Annotated in this window: 17 protein-coding genes and 3 tRNA genes; 10 read left to right on the top strand and 10 right to left on the bottom strand. The window is 54.9% G+C overall.

The genetic code is table 11. The features are described from left to right. Positions 1-27: 27 nt before the first annotated feature. Positions 28-1,353: an amino-acid N-acetyltransferase gene (argA, locus tag OCH02_RS23345; RefSeq protein WP_135317763.1), complete on the bottom strand. Its 1,326-nt coding sequence runs from the start codon at positions 1,351-1,353 to the stop codon at positions 28-30. A gap of 239 nt (positions 1,354-1,592) precedes the next feature. Here argA and amiC point away from each other — a divergent pair, with 239 nt between their 5' ends. Next, a complete protein-coding gene (gene amiC, locus OCH02_RS23340) occupies positions 1,593-2,846 on the top strand; it encodes an N-acetylmuramoyl-L-alanine amidase AmiC (protein WP_261433179.1) in 1,254 nt (417 codons plus the stop codon). A gap of 100 nt (positions 2,847-2,946) precedes the next feature. Here the strand turns inward: amiC and OCH02_RS23335 are convergent. The 3 genes from OCH02_RS23335 to OCH02_RS23325 form a co-directional block, all read right to left on the bottom strand. Beyond that, positions 2,947-3,023: transfer RNA gene (locus OCH02_RS23335), tRNA-Met, on the bottom strand. Positions 3,024-3,087: 64 nt separating this feature from the next. Next, a tRNA-Met gene (locus OCH02_RS23330) sits at positions 3,088-3,164 on the bottom strand. Positions 3,165-3,232: 68 nt separating this feature from the next. Further along, positions 3,233-3,309: transfer RNA gene (locus OCH02_RS23325), tRNA-Met, on the bottom strand. Positions 3,310-3,522: 213 nt separating this feature from the next. Between OCH02_RS23325 and mltA the strand changes: the two genes are divergently transcribed. Both mltA and tcdA read left to right on the top strand, forming a co-directional pair. Beyond that, entirely contained in the window at positions 3,523-4,665 is a 1,143-nt protein-coding gene (gene mltA, locus OCH02_RS23320) for a murein transglycosylase A (protein ID WP_261433178.1), read from the top strand. Positions 4,666-4,752: 87 nt separating this feature from the next. Continuing rightward, positions 4,753-5,559 (top strand): tRNA cyclic N6-threonylcarbamoyladenosine(37) synthase TcdA, encoded by an 807-nt coding sequence (gene tcdA / locus OCH02_RS23315; protein ID WP_012146512.1) that lies wholly within the window; start codon positions 4,753-4,755, stop codon positions 5,557-5,559. On the opposite strand, the gene csdE is transcribed toward tcdA, so the two are convergent. Continuing rightward, a complete protein-coding gene (csdE, locus tag OCH02_RS23310) occupies positions 5,550-5,984 on the bottom strand; it encodes a cysteine desulfurase sulfur acceptor subunit CsdE (protein WP_261433177.1) in 435 nt (144 codons plus the stop codon). The genes tcdA and csdE overlap by 10 nt on opposite strands. An 18-nt stretch (positions 5,985-6,002) precedes the next feature. Beyond that, positions 6,003-7,208 (bottom strand): cysteine desulfurase CsdA, encoded by a 1,206-nt coding sequence (gene csdA, locus OCH02_RS23305; protein ID WP_261433234.1) that lies wholly within the window; start codon positions 7,206-7,208, stop codon positions 6,003-6,005. 194 nt (positions 7,209-7,402) lie between these two features. Here csdA and OCH02_RS23300 point away from each other — a divergent pair, with 194 nt between their 5' ends. The 4 genes from OCH02_RS23300 to rlmM all read left to right on the top strand — a co-directional run bounded on the left by OCH02_RS23300 (position 7,403) and on the right by rlmM (position 10,470). Beyond that, the gene (locus OCH02_RS23300; protein ID WP_261433176.1) at positions 7,403-7,627 is read left to right on the top strand and encodes a YgdI/YgdR family lipoprotein; all 225 of its coding nucleotides are present in this window, start codon (positions 7,403-7,405) and stop codon (positions 7,625-7,627) included. A 381-nt stretch (positions 7,628-8,008) separates the two neighbouring features. Further along, positions 8,009-8,926 (top strand): transcriptional regulator GcvA, encoded by a 918-nt coding sequence (locus OCH02_RS23295; protein ID WP_012146508.1) that lies wholly within the window; start codon positions 8,009-8,011, stop codon positions 8,924-8,926. Between the two features lie 52 nt (positions 8,927-8,978). After that, a complete protein-coding gene (locus tag OCH02_RS23290) occupies positions 8,979-9,374 on the top strand; it encodes a DUF423 domain-containing protein (protein ID WP_012146507.1) in 396 nt (131 codons plus the stop codon). Further along, complete coding sequence (gene rlmM / locus OCH02_RS23285) at positions 9,367-10,470, top strand: 23S rRNA (cytidine(2498)-2'-O)-methyltransferase RlmM (RefSeq protein ID WP_174355206.1); 1,104 nt, start codon at positions 9,367-9,369, stop codon at positions 10,468-10,470. The genes OCH02_RS23290 and rlmM overlap by 8 nt, the downstream gene beginning before the upstream one ends. Before the next feature lie 30 nt (positions 10,471-10,500). Here the strand turns inward: rlmM and xni are convergent, their stop codons facing one another. The 3 genes from xni to queF all read right to left on the bottom strand — a co-directional run bounded on the left by xni (position 10,501) and on the right by queF (position 13,822). After that, positions 10,501-11,256 carry a flap endonuclease Xni gene (gene xni / locus OCH02_RS23280; protein ID WP_261433175.1) on the bottom strand — a complete coding sequence of 252 codons (756 nt, stop codon included), beginning with the start codon at positions 11,254-11,256 and terminating at the stop codon, positions 10,501-10,503. Between the two features lie 156 nt (positions 11,257-11,412). After that, positions 11,413-12,777: a nucleotide 5'-monophosphate nucleosidase PpnN gene (gene ppnN, locus OCH02_RS23275; protein WP_153859267.1), complete on the bottom strand. Its 1,365-nt coding sequence runs from the start codon at positions 12,775-12,777 to the stop codon at positions 11,413-11,415. A 199-nt stretch (positions 12,778-12,976) separates the two neighbouring features. Next, on the bottom strand, positions 12,977-13,822 hold the full coding sequence (gene queF, locus OCH02_RS23270; protein ID WP_261433172.1) for an NADPH-dependent 7-cyano-7-deazaguanine reductase QueF: 846 nt from the start codon (positions 13,820-13,822) through the stop codon (positions 12,977-12,979). Between the two features lie 63 nt (positions 13,823-13,885). Between queF and syd the strand changes: the two genes are divergently transcribed. Beyond that, positions 13,886-14,437: a SecY-interacting protein gene (gene syd, locus OCH02_RS23265; protein WP_261433171.1), complete on the top strand. Its 552-nt coding sequence runs from the start codon at positions 13,886-13,888 to the stop codon at positions 14,435-14,437. Between the two features lie 618 nt (positions 14,438-15,055). On the opposite strand, the gene OCH02_RS23260 is transcribed toward syd, so the two are convergent. Then, complete coding sequence (locus OCH02_RS23260; protein WP_261433170.1) at positions 15,056-16,294, bottom strand: MFS transporter; 1,239 nt, start codon at positions 16,292-16,294, stop codon at positions 15,056-15,058. 183 nt (positions 16,295-16,477) lie between these two features. Between OCH02_RS23260 and OCH02_RS23255 the strand changes: the two genes are divergently transcribed. Together OCH02_RS23255 and truC are read left to right on the top strand one after the other, a co-directional pair. Then, positions 16,478-16,807, top strand: a complete 330-nt coding sequence (locus OCH02_RS23255) for a YqcC family protein (RefSeq protein ID WP_012146500.1) — start codon at positions 16,478-16,480, stop codon at positions 16,805-16,807. Then, a complete protein-coding gene (truC, locus tag OCH02_RS23250; RefSeq protein WP_261433169.1) occupies positions 16,807-17,577 on the top strand; it encodes a tRNA pseudouridine(65) synthase TruC in 771 nt (256 codons plus the stop codon). The genes OCH02_RS23255 and truC overlap by 1 nt, the downstream gene beginning before the upstream one ends. The last annotated feature ends 23 nt before the right edge of the window (positions 17,578-17,600 follow it).

The following is a 17,600-nucleotide window of genomic DNA, read 5'->3' as shown; positions in this document are numbered from 1 at the left end:
GGCGCAGCACGCTGCGCCTGCCAACAATTACAGATCCGCCAGCAAAATCTTGGAACGGCGTTGGTAGTTGTACAGCGCCTGTTTCTCAACCGGCAGCACGTCGACTTCCGCTGGCGTGAAACCACGTTCCTGGAACCAGTGGATGCTGCGCGTTGTCAGCACAAACAGTTTACTCAGGCCCATCTGGCGTGCCTGACTCTCCACCCGTTGAAGCAGCATTTCACCCCGTGACGAGCTGCGGTAATCAGGATGAACCGCAACGCAGGCCATCTCGCCAATCTTCTCTTCCGGGAACGGATACAGCGCTGCGCAAGCGATGGTCAGGTTATCGCGCTCAATAATGGTGAACTTGTCGATCTCCATCTCGAGTTGCTCACGTGAGCGACGCACCAAAATACCCTGTTGCTCAAGCGGACGGATCAGCTCGAGAATGCCACCGATATCGTTAATCGTTGCCCGGCGCACCTGTTCAGCGCTCTCCATCACGATCTGGGTGCCGATACCATCGCGTGAAAACAGTTCCTGCACCAGCGCACCGTCTTCCTGATAGCTGATCAGGTGGCTGCGGCGCACGCCGCTGCGGCAGGCCTTCACCGCGCCACGCAGGAAACGCACGGTGCCGGAATGATAGTCGCCATGCTCTTCCAGCTCTTCGATGCGTTTTTGCGCGTCGTTGGGGAACAGTTCGGAAATGATGGTGCCTTCCTGATTGGTGACCCCCTGTGACGAACAGAAGCCGATCATTTTCTCTGCCTTCAGCTTGACGGCCAACTGGGTTGCCACTTCTTCCGAAGTCAGATTGAAGCTTTCGCCGGTGACGGAAACGGCCACCGGGCCAATCAGCACGATTGCGTTGCTGTCGAGCTGACGGTGAATGGCTTCTTCATCAATACGGCGGATGCGGCCGCTGTGGCAGTAGTCCACACCGTCATCAATACCCAGCGGCTGGGCGATAATAAAGTTACCGCTGACCACGTTGATATGCGCGCCCTGCAATGGCGTGTTGTTGAGGCTCATTGACAGCCGGGCGGTGATATCCAGTTGCAGCAGCCCCGCAGCCTGTTTAACCAGCTCCAGCGTATGGGCGTCGGTGACGCGGGTGTGCTTGTGATAAATTGGTTCGAGATTATGCTGCGCCAGATTGACGTCGATCTGCGGCCGCGCGCCATAGACCACGACTAAACGAATACCCAGACTATGCAGCAGCCCGATGTCGTTAACGATGTTGGCAAAGTTCTCATGTTCTATGGCTTCGCCACCCAGCATAACGACAAACGTCTTGCCACGGTGGGCGTTGATATAGGGAACTGAGTGACGGAATCCTTGGACCAGCTCTGTACTACGTTCCTTCACGGCCAAACCTCATTTGCATATTTATACGATATTTTTGTATTTTTATTCTTTTCTTGCCCTGATGGCAAGTGAGAAATTATCTCTATTTCTTTGCCGGGGGCGCTGAATCGTTAATAAATTGAAAAACCATAAAAAGATTTTCTGATGACAGCGTCGGAATGATTGGTTAAAGTTTTCGGCATTCCTGTTAACTGGTGTTTTTTTCATCTGTTTTAATCTGTTACCACTGCTGGAGCCGCATGCCAAACTCAAATCACAATCTGGGCCGCCGTCGCTTATTACAGGGGGTTGCCGCAAGCTGGTTGCTGAGTGTGAGTCGCACAGGTTTCGCTGCTTTATCGCACGTCATTGCCGTACGCGTCTGGCCTTCTTCCACCTATACCCGGGTGACGCTCGAATCCAACGTTGAACTGAAATATAAGCAGTTTGCGCTGACCAATCCCGATCGCGTGGTGGTGGATATTGAAGGCGTGCAGCTCAACAGCGTGCTGAAGGGCATTGTGGGCCAGGTTCGTGCCGACGATCCCTACCTGAAACAGGCGCGCGTCGGTCAGTTTGATCAAAACACCGTTCGGTTGGTGCTGGAACTTAAGCGCAGCGTCAGCCCGCATATGTTTACTCTGGCGCCGGTGCCGGAATACCGCAATCGTCTGGTAATGGATTTGTACCCGAGCAAGGGCGGCAGCGGTGAAGACTATGATCCGCTGTTGGCGTTACTGGAAGATTACAACAAGGGCGATCTTGAGCGTACCTTACCGGCGGAAGCGCCACAGGCCGGTAAGGCAGGGCGTGACAGACCTATTGTCATCATGCTGGATCCCGGTCACGGCGGCGAAGATCCCGGGGCAATTGGTAAATTCAAAACGCGTGAAAAAGACATCGTATTGCAGATTGCGCGCCGGCTAAGCACGCTAATCAAGCGTGAGCCGAATATGAAGGTGTTTATGACGCGCAATGAAGACGTCTTCATTCCGCTGAAGGTGAGGGTGGCGAAGGCGCGTAAGCAGCGTGCCGACCTGTTTGTGTCCATCCACGCCGATGCCTTTACCAGCCGGGCCGCACGTGGGTCATCGGTGTTTGCGCTGTCGACCAAAGGTGCCACCAGTTCGGCAGCGAAATTCCTGGCGCAGACCCAAAATGAATCGGACCAAATCGGCGGCGTAAGCAAAAGCGGTGACCGCTATCTGGATCACACCATGTTTGATCTGATTCAAACCGCGACCATCAATGACAGCCTGAAATTCGGTAAGGAAGTGCTGAACCGGATGGGCAAAATAAACCGTTTGCATAAGAATCGTGTCGATCAGGCCGGTTTTGCGGTATTGAAAGCGCCGGACATCCCTTCGATTCTGGTAGAGACGGCGTTTATCAGCAACATCGAAGAAGAACGCAAGCTGCGTACCACGCATTTCCAGCAGCAGGTGGCGGAATCTATTCTGGCGGGTATCAAGGCGTACTTTGCCAACGGTGGTGCGGTAGCGCGCAGAGGGTAAGGCTAATGCAGAAACGACTGGGCGGCTGCCCGGTCGATTTTTGGTGGATTTCAGATACAAAAAAACACCCGTTAAGGTGCTTATTTGTAGTCATTAAGATTGGTTGCGGAGGCCGGATTTGAACCGACGACCTTCGGGTTATGAGCCCGACGAGCTACCAGGCTGCTCCACCCCGCGTCCGTCTTAATGCTTGTATTATCGAAACCAACACTTCATGTGATACCGCTGGTACAGTATCTGTTGGTTGCGGAGGCCGGATTTGAACCGACGACCTTCGGGTTATGAGCCCGACGAGCTACCAGGCTGCTCCACCCCGCGTCCGTATAATACTTTCTTTTTTCATCGAATCCAACACTTTACTTGATATTGCCTCTGGCAATATCGGTTGGTTGCGGAGGCCGGATTTGAACCGACGACCTTCGGGTTATGAGCCCGACGAGCTACCAGGCTGCTCCACCCCGCGTCCGATGGAAGCGCACTATACTCTCCGTGCATTTTGTTGCAACCCTTTTTGCATTTAATTGAACTAAAACAGTCTTTCTGCTGGATTAGTCCGCAATCTGCGTTCTTTTTCAGCGTTATTGCCCCTGGGGCTTTTTTTATTGGCGGCGATTCCTTTATCTATGGGCGTTTGTTATCGTTCGCCGGTAGATCATATATGTAGAGAGTGTGCGCGATGAAAGGACGTTGGGGCAAATACCTGCTGGGCGGGTTAATGGTAGCAGTACTGGCGGGCTGTTCTTCCAAGCCGACCGACCGGGGACAACAATATAAGGATGGTCACCTGGATCAGTCGCTGGAGTTGGTGAACCAACCCAACGCCAGGGGCGTACCGGTTAATGCCAAGGATTACTCGGATCAGCTGATGGAGATTAAATACGCCTCTCCTTCACTTTTTAATCGCAACAACACTACCTTCCAGGCGGTACAAAGCTGGATGGCATCCGGTGCCGACACTCGCACTTTGAGCCAATACGGCCTCAGCGCTTACCAAATGGAAGGCGTGGACAGCTATGGCAACGTGCAGTTTACCGGTTACTACACGCCGGTGCTGCAGGCCCGTTATACCCAACAGGGCGAGTTCCGTTACCCGCTGTACCGCATGCCGCCAAAAGGTAAAGGCCGTCTGCCCGATCGCGCGGGCATTTACTCGGGCGCGCTGGATGATCGCTATATTGTGGCGTACACCAACTCGCTGATGGACAACTTTATGATGGAAGTCCAGGGCAGTGGTTATGTGGATTATGGCAACGGCCAGCCGTTGGTGTTCTTCGGCTACGGCGGCAAGAACGGCCATGCGTATCGCAGCATTGGTAAAGTGCTGATCGATCGCGGTGAAGTGGCCAAGGCGGATATGTCGATGCAGGCGATACGCCAATGGGCGGATACTCACAGCGCCGCCGAAGTGCGCGAGTTGCTGGAGCAAAACCCTTCCTTTGTCTTCTTCCGTCCTGAAGCCTTTGCGCCGGTGCGGGGTGCCAGCGCCGTGCCGCTGGTTGCCAAGGCGTCGGTGGCTTCCGACCGTTCACTGATCCCGGCGGGTACCACGCTGCTGGCAGAGGTGCCGTTACTGGACAACAAGGGTAAATTCACGGGAAAATATGAAATGCGCCTGATGGTGGCTCTGGACGTGGGTGGGGCGATCAAAGGCCAGCACTTCGATATGTACCAGGGCATCGGGCCGGATGCCGGTCACTCGGCCGGTTTTTACAACCACTACGGCCGCGTTTGGGTGTTGAAAGGCGCCAACGTTAACACGCCGTTGTTCACCAGCCAGAACAGTTCCGCCTCCGGTGGTTCGCTGTTGGTTACCCGCTAACAGCCCTAAGCCATACAGCGATAGATTGACCCGCAAGGGCCGGATTTCCGGCCCTTATCATTTGCAATGTTAAGGTATTAAAGCGTTATGAGCACAGCCTATTCTGAAGCCTACCTGCAGCGTTTTGGCGGCACGGCACGTTTGTACGGTCAGCAGGCCCTGGCGCTGTTTGCCCAGGCGCACATTTGCGTGATTGGCATCGGTGGCGTGGGCTCCTGGGCGGCAGAGGCGTTGGCGCGCACCGGTATCGGTGCCATTACGCTGATTGATATGGATGATGTCTGCGTCACCAACACCAACCGCCAAATCCACGCGCTGCGTCAGCATGTGGGTCAGTCAAAAACGGAAGTGATGGCGGAACGTATTCTGGCGATCAACCCGGAATGCCGGGTAACCTGCATTGACGACTTTATTACTGCGGACAACGTTGCAGAGCTGCTGAATAACAATTTTAGCTATGTCATCGATGCGATTGACAGCGTGCGACCGAAGGCCGCGTTGCTGGCCTATTGTCGTCGTTACAAGATCCCGGTGGTCACTACCGGCGGTGCAGGTGGTCAGATAGATCCGACCCAGATTGCGGTGGTCGATCTGGCCAAAACCATCCAGGATCCGCTGGCGGCCAAGCTGCGTGAGCGGTTGAAAAATGATTTCAACGTGGTGAAAAACAGCAAGGGCAAACTGGGCATCGACTGCGTATTTTCCAGCGAACCGCTGGTTTACCCACAGCCGGATGGCAGCGTTTGCGCATCACGCAGTACCGCGGAAGGGCCAAAACGAATGGATTGCAGTGCGGGATTTGGCGCGGCAACCATGGTGACCGCTACCTTTGGTTTTGTCGCCGTTTCCCATGCGCTGAAGAAGATGGTGGCGAAAGCCGCGCGTCAGGCATAGCGAGCGGCCATTTCCTTCACGGCAGCTGCCAGTGCTGCCAGCCCGCTGGCGCGGGTGGCGCTGAGTTGAGCACGTAACGACAGTTGTTCAAACAGCGCCAGGGGATCCATCGTCGCGATCTGCTGCGGCGTTTTTCCTTCTACCGCCGTTAGCAGTACCGCCAACAGGCCGCGCACGATGCGGCCTTCGCTGTCGCCATAAAAATGCAGCGTGCCGTCCGCCAGTAACTGATGCCCCAGCCAGACCCGATTTTCACAGCCGCTCAACTCCATTTCCGCTGCGCGTAATGCCTCTGGCAGCGGCGGCAATTGTTTCGTCAGCATGATCAGTTGGCGATAACGATCTTCCCACTGTTTCAGCGCGGTAAATTTCTCGATCAGCGCTTCGGCGGTGATTTCGCGTCCAAAGGGATGGGGGGCAAGCATAGCGTCTCCGGGGTTCATTTAATCGGCCAGCAGGTCGATGGCGTTGTGCAGTGCGGTTACCAGGGTATCGACGTCTTCCCGCGTGTTGTATGGCGCAAAGGAGGCGCGCAGCGTCCCACTGACACCCAGCGCCGCCATCAGTGGCTGAGCGCAGTGCTGACCGGCACGCAGCGCGATACCTTGTTCTGCCAGCAGGGTAACGATATCGCTGTGATGGATACCGACAATATCAAACGCCAGTAAGCTGGAGCCCGAACAACGGAAGCTGCGGAACCCCGGCAGTTGCGCCAATCGCCGCTCGGCGAGATCGGCCAGCTCGCGGCTGTATTGCTCGGCTGCCGCCAGATCCTGCGTACCAAGCCATTCCAATGCGGCGGCCAACCCCAGCACACCGGCGATATTCGGCGTACCGGCTTCAAAACAGTGTGGCGGTTTTTGCGGCGTGAAGCCGTCGAAGGACGCCTGAGTCAGCATTTTGCCACCGCCTTGCCAGGGGGCCATCTGTGCCAGCAATTCGCTTTTACCGTATAGCGCACCGATGCCGGTCGGACCATAAAGTTTATGCCCAGAGAAAGCATAGAAATCGATGTTAAGCTGCTGAACGTCAGCCGGGCAGTGGACGATGCCCTGCGCGCCGTCGATCATCACCAGAGCACCGGCACTATGGGCAAGCCGGATGGCCAGATCCAGATCAGGACAACCGCCGGTGACGTTGGACATTTGGCCCAGTGCCAGCAGGCGGGTTTTATCGTTCAGCAAGCCTGGTAACTGGGTCAGATCCGGCAGGCGGTCTGCACCCAACGGCAATTTCACCACCCGAGCGCCGGTTTGTTCCGCCACCATTAGCCAGGGGATTAGGTTGGCGTGGTGTTCGGCCTCGCTCACCAGGATTTCGTCACCGGGCTGCAGGCGGGGGCGAGCATAGCTCTGCGCTACCAAATTGATGGCTTCGGTGGTGCCGCGGGTCCAGATAATGTCCTCGGCTGAAGGAGCATTGACCAGCGTCGCGACCTGTTGGCGAGCCTGCTCGAAGCGTGCGGTCAGATCCTGCGCCGCCCGATGCTGGCTGCGGTGTACGGTAGCGGCATCGTCGCGGTAAAACTGCTGTGTGGCATTGATGACCGCCAGCGGTTTCAGCGCGGTGGCGGCGCTGTCGAGATAAATGCCCGCTTGCTGCAAGGCAGGAAACTGATTACGAAAAGCGATGGGATTAAAAGGTGTCATAACCTGATTGTCACTGGCTTGAGTCAATGGCCGATCCTGTCTTATTTTACCGCCAGAGACAAGCTATCCCGCATATTAGGATTCATCGTCTGGAAATTATAGATAAGTTTGTTATGCTGTTAGGTGCGCACTAAGTCATGGCGTTAAATAACATAAAAGGTTTTTACAGCATTTAAAACTACAAGGAGTCCACAATGAAGAAAACAGCCGCAGTTATCTCTGCCCTGATGCTAACGTTTACCCTGGCCGCCTGTTCCAGCAACTACGTGATGCAGACCAATGATGGACGCACCATTGTCGCTAAAGGAAAACCCTCGTTGGATAACGACACAGGGATGATCAGCTATAAAGACGCCAACGGCGTTGAGCAGCAGATCAACCGTTCAGACGTGAAGGAAATGGTTGAAAAAGACCAATAACGTCGGGCAAAAAAAAGCACCGCAAAGATTGCGGTGCTGCATAAAATCACTATGGACAGACAGGGTAAATGTACAGGAAGTGAAAAACAGTAGCTTAGCTACCACGTCTGGATTGCCAGACAATTTGCAAACACAACATCACAACCACAAGCCAAAAGTTCATCGGCGTCCTCGACACCCACTCCCTTTTCGTTCCGGCCCGGGAAGTGCCGCCACTATAGGTATTTACTGGCGCATGCTCAACGGACAATTTATAATGACTCGGATTAAAAAAACTAATGGTAGCGCTTTGCTGTCAGGTACCTATCGCACGGCAGATAACGCCGCCTGATTTTTTATGCCGAATCACTCGGATTATTGTTACACAAAAGTAGCTAATAAATGTCTAAACGCTTACCACCTCTTAACGCACTGCGGGTTTTTGACGCGGCTGCTCGTCACCTGAGTTTTACCAAAGCGGCGGAAGAACTGTTTGTCACCCAGGCCGCGGTGAGCCACCAGATCAAGTCGCTGGAGGACTTCCTCGGCCTGAAGCTGTTTCGGCGCCGCAATCGTTCGCTGTTGCTGACGGAAGAAGGGCAAAGTTACTACCTTGATATCAAGGAGATTTTCACCTCAATTAATGAGGCCACCCGCAAGCTACAGGCCCGCAGCGCCAAGGGGGCATTAACCGTCAGTTTGCCGCCGAGTTTTGCTATTCAGTGGCTGGTGCCACGCCTGTCCGGCTTTAACTCAGCTTATCCGGGAATCGACGTGCGTATCCAGGCGGTGGACCGCGAAGAAGACAAGCTGGCGGATGATGTCGACGTGGCTATTTTCTATGGCCGTGGCAACTGGACCGGATTGCGAGCCGAACGTTTATATGCGGAATATCTGTTGCCGGTGTGTTCACCCAGCCTGTTGACCGGGGAACATGCGTTAAAAATGACGAGCGATCTGGCTTATCACACGCTACTGCATGATACTTCACGCCGCGATTGGCTGGCCTATACCCGGCAGTTGGGGTTGCAGCACATTAATGTGCAGCAGGGGCCTATTTTTAGCCATAGCGCGATGGTGGTTCAAGCGGCGGTGCATGGGCAGGGAATTGCGCTGGTGAATAACGTGATGGCGCAGACCGAGATTGAAGCCGGGCGTTTGGTCTGTCCGTTTAACGAGGTTTTGGTCAGTAAAAATGCTTTTTATCTGGTATGTCATGACAGCCAGGCAGAACTGGGTAAAATAGCCGCCTTTCGTCAGTGGATCCTGGCTCGGGCAGCCAGCGAACAAGAAAAGTTCCGCTTTCGCTACGAACAATGAGGCCGGTCGCCGCGATGACGCAGCCGGTTTTCTTCAATAAAGGTAAATAACGATGAGCAGTCGTTCAATGCTGATTTTTGCCGCTATCAGTGGCTTTGTATTTGTTGCTCTGGGCGCGTTTGGCGCACACGTATTAAGTGGCACCTTGGGTGCCAATGAGATGGTCTGGATCCGTACCGGACTGGACTATCAGGGGTTCCATACCCTGGCGATCCTGGCGCTGGCGGTGGCAATGCAACGCCGCGTCAGCCTGTGGTTTTACTGGAGCGGAGCGTTGTTGGCGCTCGGCACCGTACTGTTCAGCGGCAGTTTGTACTGTCTGGCGCTGTCACACCTGAAGTTCTGGGTTTACATCACGCCGATTGGCGGCGTGTGTTTCCTGATCGGTTGGGTATTGATGTTGATTGGCGCTTTGCGTCTGAGGAAAAAGGCCGAGCGCCATGAATAGACTTGCGTTGTATTGCCGTCAAGGCTTTGAAAAAGAGTGCGCGGCAGAAATTACCGCCAAGGCTGCCGAACTGGAAGTATTCGGTTTCGCCAGAGTAAAAGACAACAGCGGCTACGTGCTGTTCGAGTGCTACCAGCCGGATGACGCCGATCGTCTGGCGAAGGAAATCCCGTTCAGGGAGCTGATCTTTGCCCGTCAGATATTGGTGGTTGGCGAGTTGCTGCGCGATTTACCACCGGAAGATCGGGTTTCTCCAATTGTCGGCATGCTGATTGGCGTGGTCGATCGTGGCGGTGAGCTGCGCGTGGAAGTGCCAGATACCAACGAAAGCAAAGAACTGTTGAAGTTCTGCCGTAAGCTGACGGTGCCGTTGCGTACTGCGATGCGTGAGCAGAAGGTGCTGATGGCGCGTGAGAACAAGACCCGTCCAGTGGTGCATGTGTTCTTTATCGCTCCGGGTTGTTGTTATGTGGGTTACTCCTTCAGCAACAACAACTCACCATTCTATATGGGCATTCCACGTCTCAAGTTCCCATCCGATGCGCCGAGCCGTTCTACCCTGAAGCTGGAAGAGGCGTTCCACGTGTTCATTCCTGCCGATGAGTGGGAAGAACGTTTGGCCAGCGGCATGCACGCGGTCGATCTGGGGGCTTGTCCGGGTGGCTGGACCTATCAACTGGTGCAACGCAGCATGATGGTGCACGCGGTGGATAATGGCACCATGGCACAGAGCCTGATGGATACCGGCCAGGTAACGCACCACCGCGCCGACGGTTTTAAATATGAGCCCTCCAGCAGCAAGATTTACTGGCTGGTGTGCGACATGGTGGAGAAGCCGGCGAAGGTAACCAGCCTGATGATCCAGTGGTTGGTGAAAGGCTGGTGCCGTGAGGCGATCTTCAACCTGAAACTGCCGATGAAAAAACGTTACGAAGAGGTTTCGCAGAATCTGCTGGCCATCAAGGAAGCGTTGGATTCAGCGGGCATCAGTTCAGAAATTCATGCCAAACAGCTGTATCACGATCGTGAAGAAGTTACCGTGCACGTTCGCCGCATGTGGTCGGCCGTGGCAGGGCGTCGCGACGAGCGCGATTAAATGACAGGGCGCTGTCTTCAGCGCCCGTGATTAAACCGGTAACCGCAGTTGCTGCAGGTTGCCGGTTAACGTCAGATCGGTGCGCAAGGTAGCGACGCTTTTGCTGACATAGGCCATCTCACGGTGCTGTTCCAGCTTGCCGCGCCATTTCTCCGGCACCTGTTCCAGGTCCTGATATAACCCATCGAGCGAACCTGCCTGCTGTAACAGTAATACCGCCGTCTTCGGTCCAATACCCGCCACGCCGGGGATTTTGCTGCTGCTTATTCCTGCCAGCCCCCAGTAATCCGCCAATTGTTGTGGCGATACGCCGAACTCTTGCTGCACAAACGGCATATCCAGCCAACGTTTTTGGAAATAATCACGGATCTGCACGCTGGGTGCCAACAGCTGGCAATAGCCTTTGTCGGTGGACACTATGGTCACCTGATGGCCGCCGCCTGCAACCTTGGCGGTCAGCGTTGCCGCCAGATCGTCCGCTTCATTGCCCGGAGAGTGCCAACAGGCAACGCCAAGCGCTTCAAATGCTTGCCGTAACTGCGGCATTTCCTGCTGCAAATTGTCCGGCATTGGTGAACGTCCGGCCTTGTAGTCGGGCAGGATTTGGTGGCGCCAGCTTTCGCTGCGGTCATCCTCATCGAACACCGCCACGGCGTGCGTTGGCCGACTGTGCTGAATCAACTGTTGCAGTGCGTGCTGGCAAGCATTCACGCAGGGGGAACCCTGCACGGCGTGTATGCGGCGGATCAGGTTGAGGGCGTCAACAATCAGTAGGTGTATAGACACTTTATCCTTCAAGCTGCCTCTTTGTTGGCTGCCTTCACTCACCCCGGTCACATAGTTATCTATGCTCCCGGGGATTCATTCTGTTGCCGCCTCGACGCAACTTGAATGATTTTGTGTATCGGCAGGGTTTGCGGTTAAAAATGAGGCCTGGCTGAACTAGGCAACTATTTCGTAACAGGGCACATAAGCGGTGCCTGGCAATTTCATACGGTGCTGGGCGACAAAGCCCTGCAGCAGACTGTCCATTTGCTTCATCATCTGCGGTTCGCCGTGCAGCTTGTACGGCCCAAACTGTTCGATGGCATGAATGCCATTTTCTTTCACGTTGCCGGCGACGATGCCGGAAAACGCGCGGCGCAGCGCGGCAGCCAACTGCTCGGCCGGCTGGTCGGGATACAGGTTGAGATTGGCCATATTTTCATGGCTTGGTTCAAACGGCAGTTGCAGATCCGGCGCAATGCGGATCGACCAGTTGAAGCTGTAGGCATCGCCGGTATTACGGCGGTTCTCTTTCACCAGCGGCATGGCTTTTTTCATCTGACGCGCCACTTCGGCCGGATCGTCGATAATGATGGTGTAGTGACGGCGGGCTTCGTCTCCCAGCGTGTTCATGATGAACTCATCCAGCACCTGGAAGTAGTTGGCGCTCTCTTTCGGCCCGGTGAGGATCAGCGGCAACACCTGTTCGCTGTTCTCCGGGTTCATCAGGATCCCCAGCAGATAAAGCAGCTCTTCTGCCGTGCCGACACCGCCCGGGAAGATGATAATACCGTGGGCGATACGGACGAAGGCCTCCAGGCGTTTTTCAATGTCTGGCATGATAATCAGCTCATTGACCAACGGGTTTGGTGGCTCAGCGGCGATGATCGACGGCTCGGTCATGCCGATAAAGCGGCTGTTGTGGTAGCGCTGTTGGGCATGTCCTACGGCCGCGCCTTTCATCGGTGCCTCCATGGCACCCGGCCCACAGCCGGTACAGATATTCAGCTCACGCAGGCCCAGTTGGCTGCCGACCTTACGGGCGTACAGGTATTCGTTTTCGTTGATCGAGTGACCCCCCCAGCACACCACCAGATTAGGATCTTCATCCAGGTGCAGCGCGCGGGCGTTGCGCAGGATAGAGAATACCAGGTTGGTAATGTGGGCCGAGTTTTCCAGATTCAGATGCTGGAAACGGCCGGCGCTGTCGATCTGCCCGTGAACGAACAGGATATCGCGTAGCACAGCAAACAGGTTGGCCTGCAGGGAACGGATGATTCGCCCGTCGACAAAGGCGTCTTCCGGCGGATTCACCAGTTCAAGTTTGACCCCACGCTCACGGCGCAGGACGTTAATATCAAAGGTTTCGTAGCGTGACAGCAGCTGTTTGCTGTTGTCGGTCTGGCTGCCGGAGTTCAGGACGGCAAGCGAACAGTTGCGGAACAAACGGTATAGATCGCTGCTGGCGGTACGCTTCAGCATGTCTACTTCCAGCTGCGACAGCAAATCCATAGAGCCAAGCGGGCTGATGTGTGTAATCAAGGTAACTCCTTTGCACCCGGAAAGGGGCAGTAGTAATCCATACGCAGCAGAACAGCATCTCGTTATCGTTAGCGCACGGCGGCAACATCATCGTTTGCCAGCCGGAATGCCCAGCGCTCCTGATTTAACCTTACCGCCGTCCCCTGTTTTTTACCAATACAAACCGCTCGTTAGCTCAGTTGTTGAGCACTGTTTCGCACTATTGGCGTGCCAGGCGGCCATGTGACGGGACAAAATCAGTGTTGCTGCGCCATGGATTGATGTCCAACCCGCCGCGACGGGTGTAGCGCGCATACACCGTCAGGCTTTGCGGCTGACAGTAACGCATCAGGTCGTTAAAGATGCGCTCGACACATTGTTCGTGGAATTCATTGTGATGACGAAAAGACACCAGATAACGCAGCAGCGCCTCGCGATCGATCTGCGCACCACGGTAATCAATTTGCACCGAGCCCCAGTCCGGCTGGTTGGTGATCAGGCAATTGGACTTCAACAGGTGACTGACCAACTGCTCTTCCACCTGTAGGGGGCCGGTGGCGTTTTGCAGATAATCGGCATTGAACTCGTAGCTATCGATACGGATGTCCTGGTTATCGATGCATTCGCCGTCTAACCGGGCAATCGGGCTACCTTCCAGTTGATCTACGCGGAACAATGAGACGCTGACCTCGCCCTGAGCGCAGGCAGACAGATCGCGTTGCAAGGTATTGCGCACCGTCTCCCAGTCGCTGAAAGACGTTTGGTTAAAGCTGTTGAGGTAAAGTTTGAAGCTTTTGGACTCAATCAGGTTGATGCTGTCGGCAGTCAGGCTGATCTCTCCGACGGCCACCTGCGGCAAGCCGTTGTCGTTCAGCCAGGAGAGTTCGTACAGCGTCCAGATATCGGCCCCGTGGAACGGCAGGTTGTCCGGATACAATCCCAGCGGCTCGCGGTTCATGCTGCGCGGTACCGCCTGCAACAGCGTGGCGTCGTAATGGTCGCGGTATGCGGTGGCTTTGCCCAGCGTCAGTGCCGACAGGGCGTGATGGTCTTGGTAGGAGGACATCTGCTGTCACCTTGGTAATAGATAGGTACAATGGTTGCCAGTTTACCGTATGCGAGAACAAATATGGACCATGATGTACCGCACGCCCTGCGTGAATTTACCCAGCGCTATATTGATCTTTGGCAGCAACAGCGCGGGCATGCCCCAGCCAGCCGGGATCTGTACGGCGTGCCGTCGCCTTGTCTGGTAGAAAATCGTGATGACGAAGCACTGTGGTTGCCCCAACCGTTTACCCCGGCGGCGACGCTGGAAAAGGTAGAGACCGCGCTCGAGCTGCGCTTGCAGCCGGATATCAACCTGTTTTATACCCAGCAGTATGCCGGTGACATGAGCGCCCAGTTCGGTGAACACCATGTGACTCTGTTGCAGGTGTGGAGCGAGGACGACTTTATTCGTCTGCAGGAAAACCTGATCGGTCATCTGGTGACGCAAAAGCGCCTGAAACTGTCGCCAACGCTGTTCCTGGCAACCACCGAATCAGAAATGACCATGGTCTCGCTGTGTAACGTCAGCGGCAATGTGGTTTTGGAGCAGTTTGGCAGTGATAAACGCACTTTGCTGGCGGCTTCGTTGGGCAATTTCCTCGATGCATTGCGCCCGACGTTGGGGGTTTGAGCCTTTTTGTTCCGAAGTCCGTGTGCGAGATCTCTCACACGGGCTGTGAGAGATCGCTTTTAATTTTTCCCTCGCAGTCGCTTAGGTGGGGTTTATTGTTATCCAGATCAATTGGTTAGATTTTCTTTAGGATAACTCTTAGCATTAATTTCCTGTCAGCCAGCCAGTAAGCTCTTGTGAACCCGAGATAATTAAGCGATCTTATGTTCAACCGGAAGGGATACGGTGGAATGGAAAGCATCAGGATGGTGCAGCTTCAGGATGAAGAAATGGATGCGCTCAGTGATGAGCGGAGGACGGCGTCAGGAGATGCCAGGATGTTTCAGGATTGAAACCAGGGACACCTCCAGGATGGAGATTGAGAGCTGGCACAGGATGGCTGGCGGGTCATGAAGACTGAGGAACCGCGTCAGGATGATGCTACAGGATAGAGCCAGGATGGTTTTGGTCAGGATGGCCGCAGGAAAAGTTTTCAAGGATTGAGCAGGGAGCACACTGTGTAGCGGGACTGCTATAAAACGAACCGAGGGCACTGTTAGCGCAGTGCCCTCAACTTTTTATAGGGTTCATGTTTTAAGTATCAAGAATACTTAACCCTGCTTACATTCATCTCATTTATTAACCAATCGCACCCAGCGTATCGCCATCGCCCTGTTTTTTCGGTAACAGGAACAGCGTGGCGTAGATATCCAGCAAATAAATAGCCGCCAGCAGGCTGATCGCCGCAGTGAAGGATACCTGTGTCACCAACGCGCCGATGACCAATGGCCCCAGTCCGCCGACGCCTCGTCCCAGGTTAAACAGAATATTTTGTGCAGTGGCACGCGCCTGAACCGGGTAGGTATCGGAGATCAATGCGCCGTAACCCCCAATCATGCCATTAACGAATAACCCCATCAGCGCACCGGCAAACAGCATCAACGTTGGGTCACTAAGCTGTGCGTAGACAACCACCATGACCACCGCACCAATCTGATAGCAGATAAACATCTTCCAGCGGCTGAAGCGATCGGCCAATACGCCAAATAGCCAGATGCCAAATGTCATGCCGATCACGGTGACGGCTGTCCACAGGCCGGATTTGGTCAGTGAGAAACCGAAGTTTTTTGCCAGGTAGGTCGGCATCCAAATCATCAGCCCGTAATAACCGAAGTTCTGCACCGAGCACAGAATGAAAATGCCGATACTGGCCTTGCTGGTAGCACGATCTTTGAACAGCAGTTGTATGCGCTGGGCGAATGACAGTTGCTGGCCGGTTTTTTGCTGACGGACGAACTCTTCGGGCTCACCCAGAGTGCGGCGGATCAGGAACGACACCAGCGCCGGTAACAGCCCAACCAGGAACATGCCACGCCAACCGATATGGGGCAACAGCAGTGGGGTAAGGAACGCCGCCGCCAAGACGCCAAGCTGCCAGCCCATACCCACATAGGCCGAGGCGCGATTGCGTTTCTCTGCCGGCCAGGCTTCGGCGATCAGCGCCATGCCGATACCGAACTCACCGCCGAGTCCGATGCCCGCCAGCGTGCGGTAGGCGAGCAAATCCCAATAGCCTTGCGCCAGCGCGCACAGACCGGTAAACAGTGAGAACATCAGAATTGTAATGGTCAGCACCCGGATGCGGCCAAAGCGATCGCTGAGGTGACCGAAGATCACGCCGCCCAGTACCGCGCCGATCAGCGTCCAGGTGACCAGTGAACCGGCAGCGGAGGAGCTTAACCCCATTTCAATACTGATGGCTGGCAGCATAAAGCCGAGGATCAGCAGGTCAAAACCGTCCATGGCGTAGCCGGTGATTGAAGCCACCATGGCTTTGCCGGGCGTGGCGTGATTTTTTGTCGGTGTGATTGCGGGCATCTGTCTAATCTGTGTGGTTTATTCGGTGAACACATTGTGCCGTGTGGCCGTTCCGGCCACCAGTCCAAATCCATCTCGGCCATCAACTCAGCTGGATTTGGGCTATAAAAAGTAAAATGCTATGCTTTGCCGCCTTTCAGCCGCGCCGCTGAATATCATGGTTTAAACAGATCGGGAATGCAGATGAGTATACAAAATCAGGTTCGCCTTAGTTTGCAGGCGATTGAACAGTCAATGCGAGAGTTGGCGCTGTGGCAAGCTACGCCACCCGAGCCTGAAGCCTTCGCCAGCCCCGAGCCGTTTTGCGTTGACAGCATGTCGGCCGAAGCCTGGCTGCAATGGGTCTTTCTGCCACGCATGTATGCGTTGCTGGATGCGGGAGCGCCGCTGCCGACACGTTTTGCCATCACGCCTTATTTCGAAGAGGCGTTGAAAGATAACGATCCCAACTGTATGCCGCTGTTGGTGCTGTTGCAGCGTCTGGATAACATGCTGAATAAAGAGCTGCAATAATGCTTGAGATTCTCTATCAGGATGAGCATTTGGTTGCGGTGAACAAGCCTTCCGGGTGGTTGGTACACCGCAGTTGGCTGGATCGCCATGAAACCCGGTTTGTGATGCAAACCGTGCGCGATCAGATTGGCCAGCACGTGTTTACCGTGCATCGCCTCGATCGGCCTACCTCCGGGGTGCTGTTGATGGCGCTGTCCAGTGAGGTAGCGCGGTTGCTGTCGCAGCAGTTTGAACAGCATCAGATGCAGAAAACCTACCACGCGGTGGTGCGTGGTTACGTGCTGGAAGGCGCGACCATTGATTATCCGCTGACGGAAGAGCTGGACAAAATCGCCGACAAGTTTGCCACGAAAGACAAAGGCCCACAGCCGGCGGTCACTCATTACCGGCCGCTGGCGCAGGTAGAAATGCCGGTGGCGATTGGCCGTTACGAAAGCGCGCGCTACAGTCTGGTTGAACTAAAGCCGGAAAATGGCCGCAAGCACCAGTTGCGTCGCCATATGGTGCATATCCGCCATCCGATTATTGGTGACAGCAAACACGGCGACCTGAACCAGAACCGGGGTATGGCCCAGCATTTTGGCTGTCCACGCCTGATGCTGCATGCAAGCCATCTGCAACTGAATCATCCGGTGACCGGTGAACCGCTGCATCTTTCTGCACGTTGGGATGAACCCTGGCAGGGTGTAATGTCACAGTTTGGCTGGACAGAGAGTCTCCCTGAGCTTGCCAGGGTTGAGTTTCCCCCGGCTAGCGGTCAGGATAACTGATCATTTTCAAAGAAATATAAGGG

Origin of the sequence: Serratia quinivorans (assembly GCF_946227985.1) — a bacterium.
Taxonomy (GTDB): Bacteria; Pseudomonadota; Gammaproteobacteria; order Enterobacterales; family Enterobacteriaceae; genus Serratia; species Serratia quinivorans_A.
The sequence above is the reverse complement of the archived record's forward strand: the minus strand, read 5'-3'. Positions and strand labels throughout refer to the sequence as shown.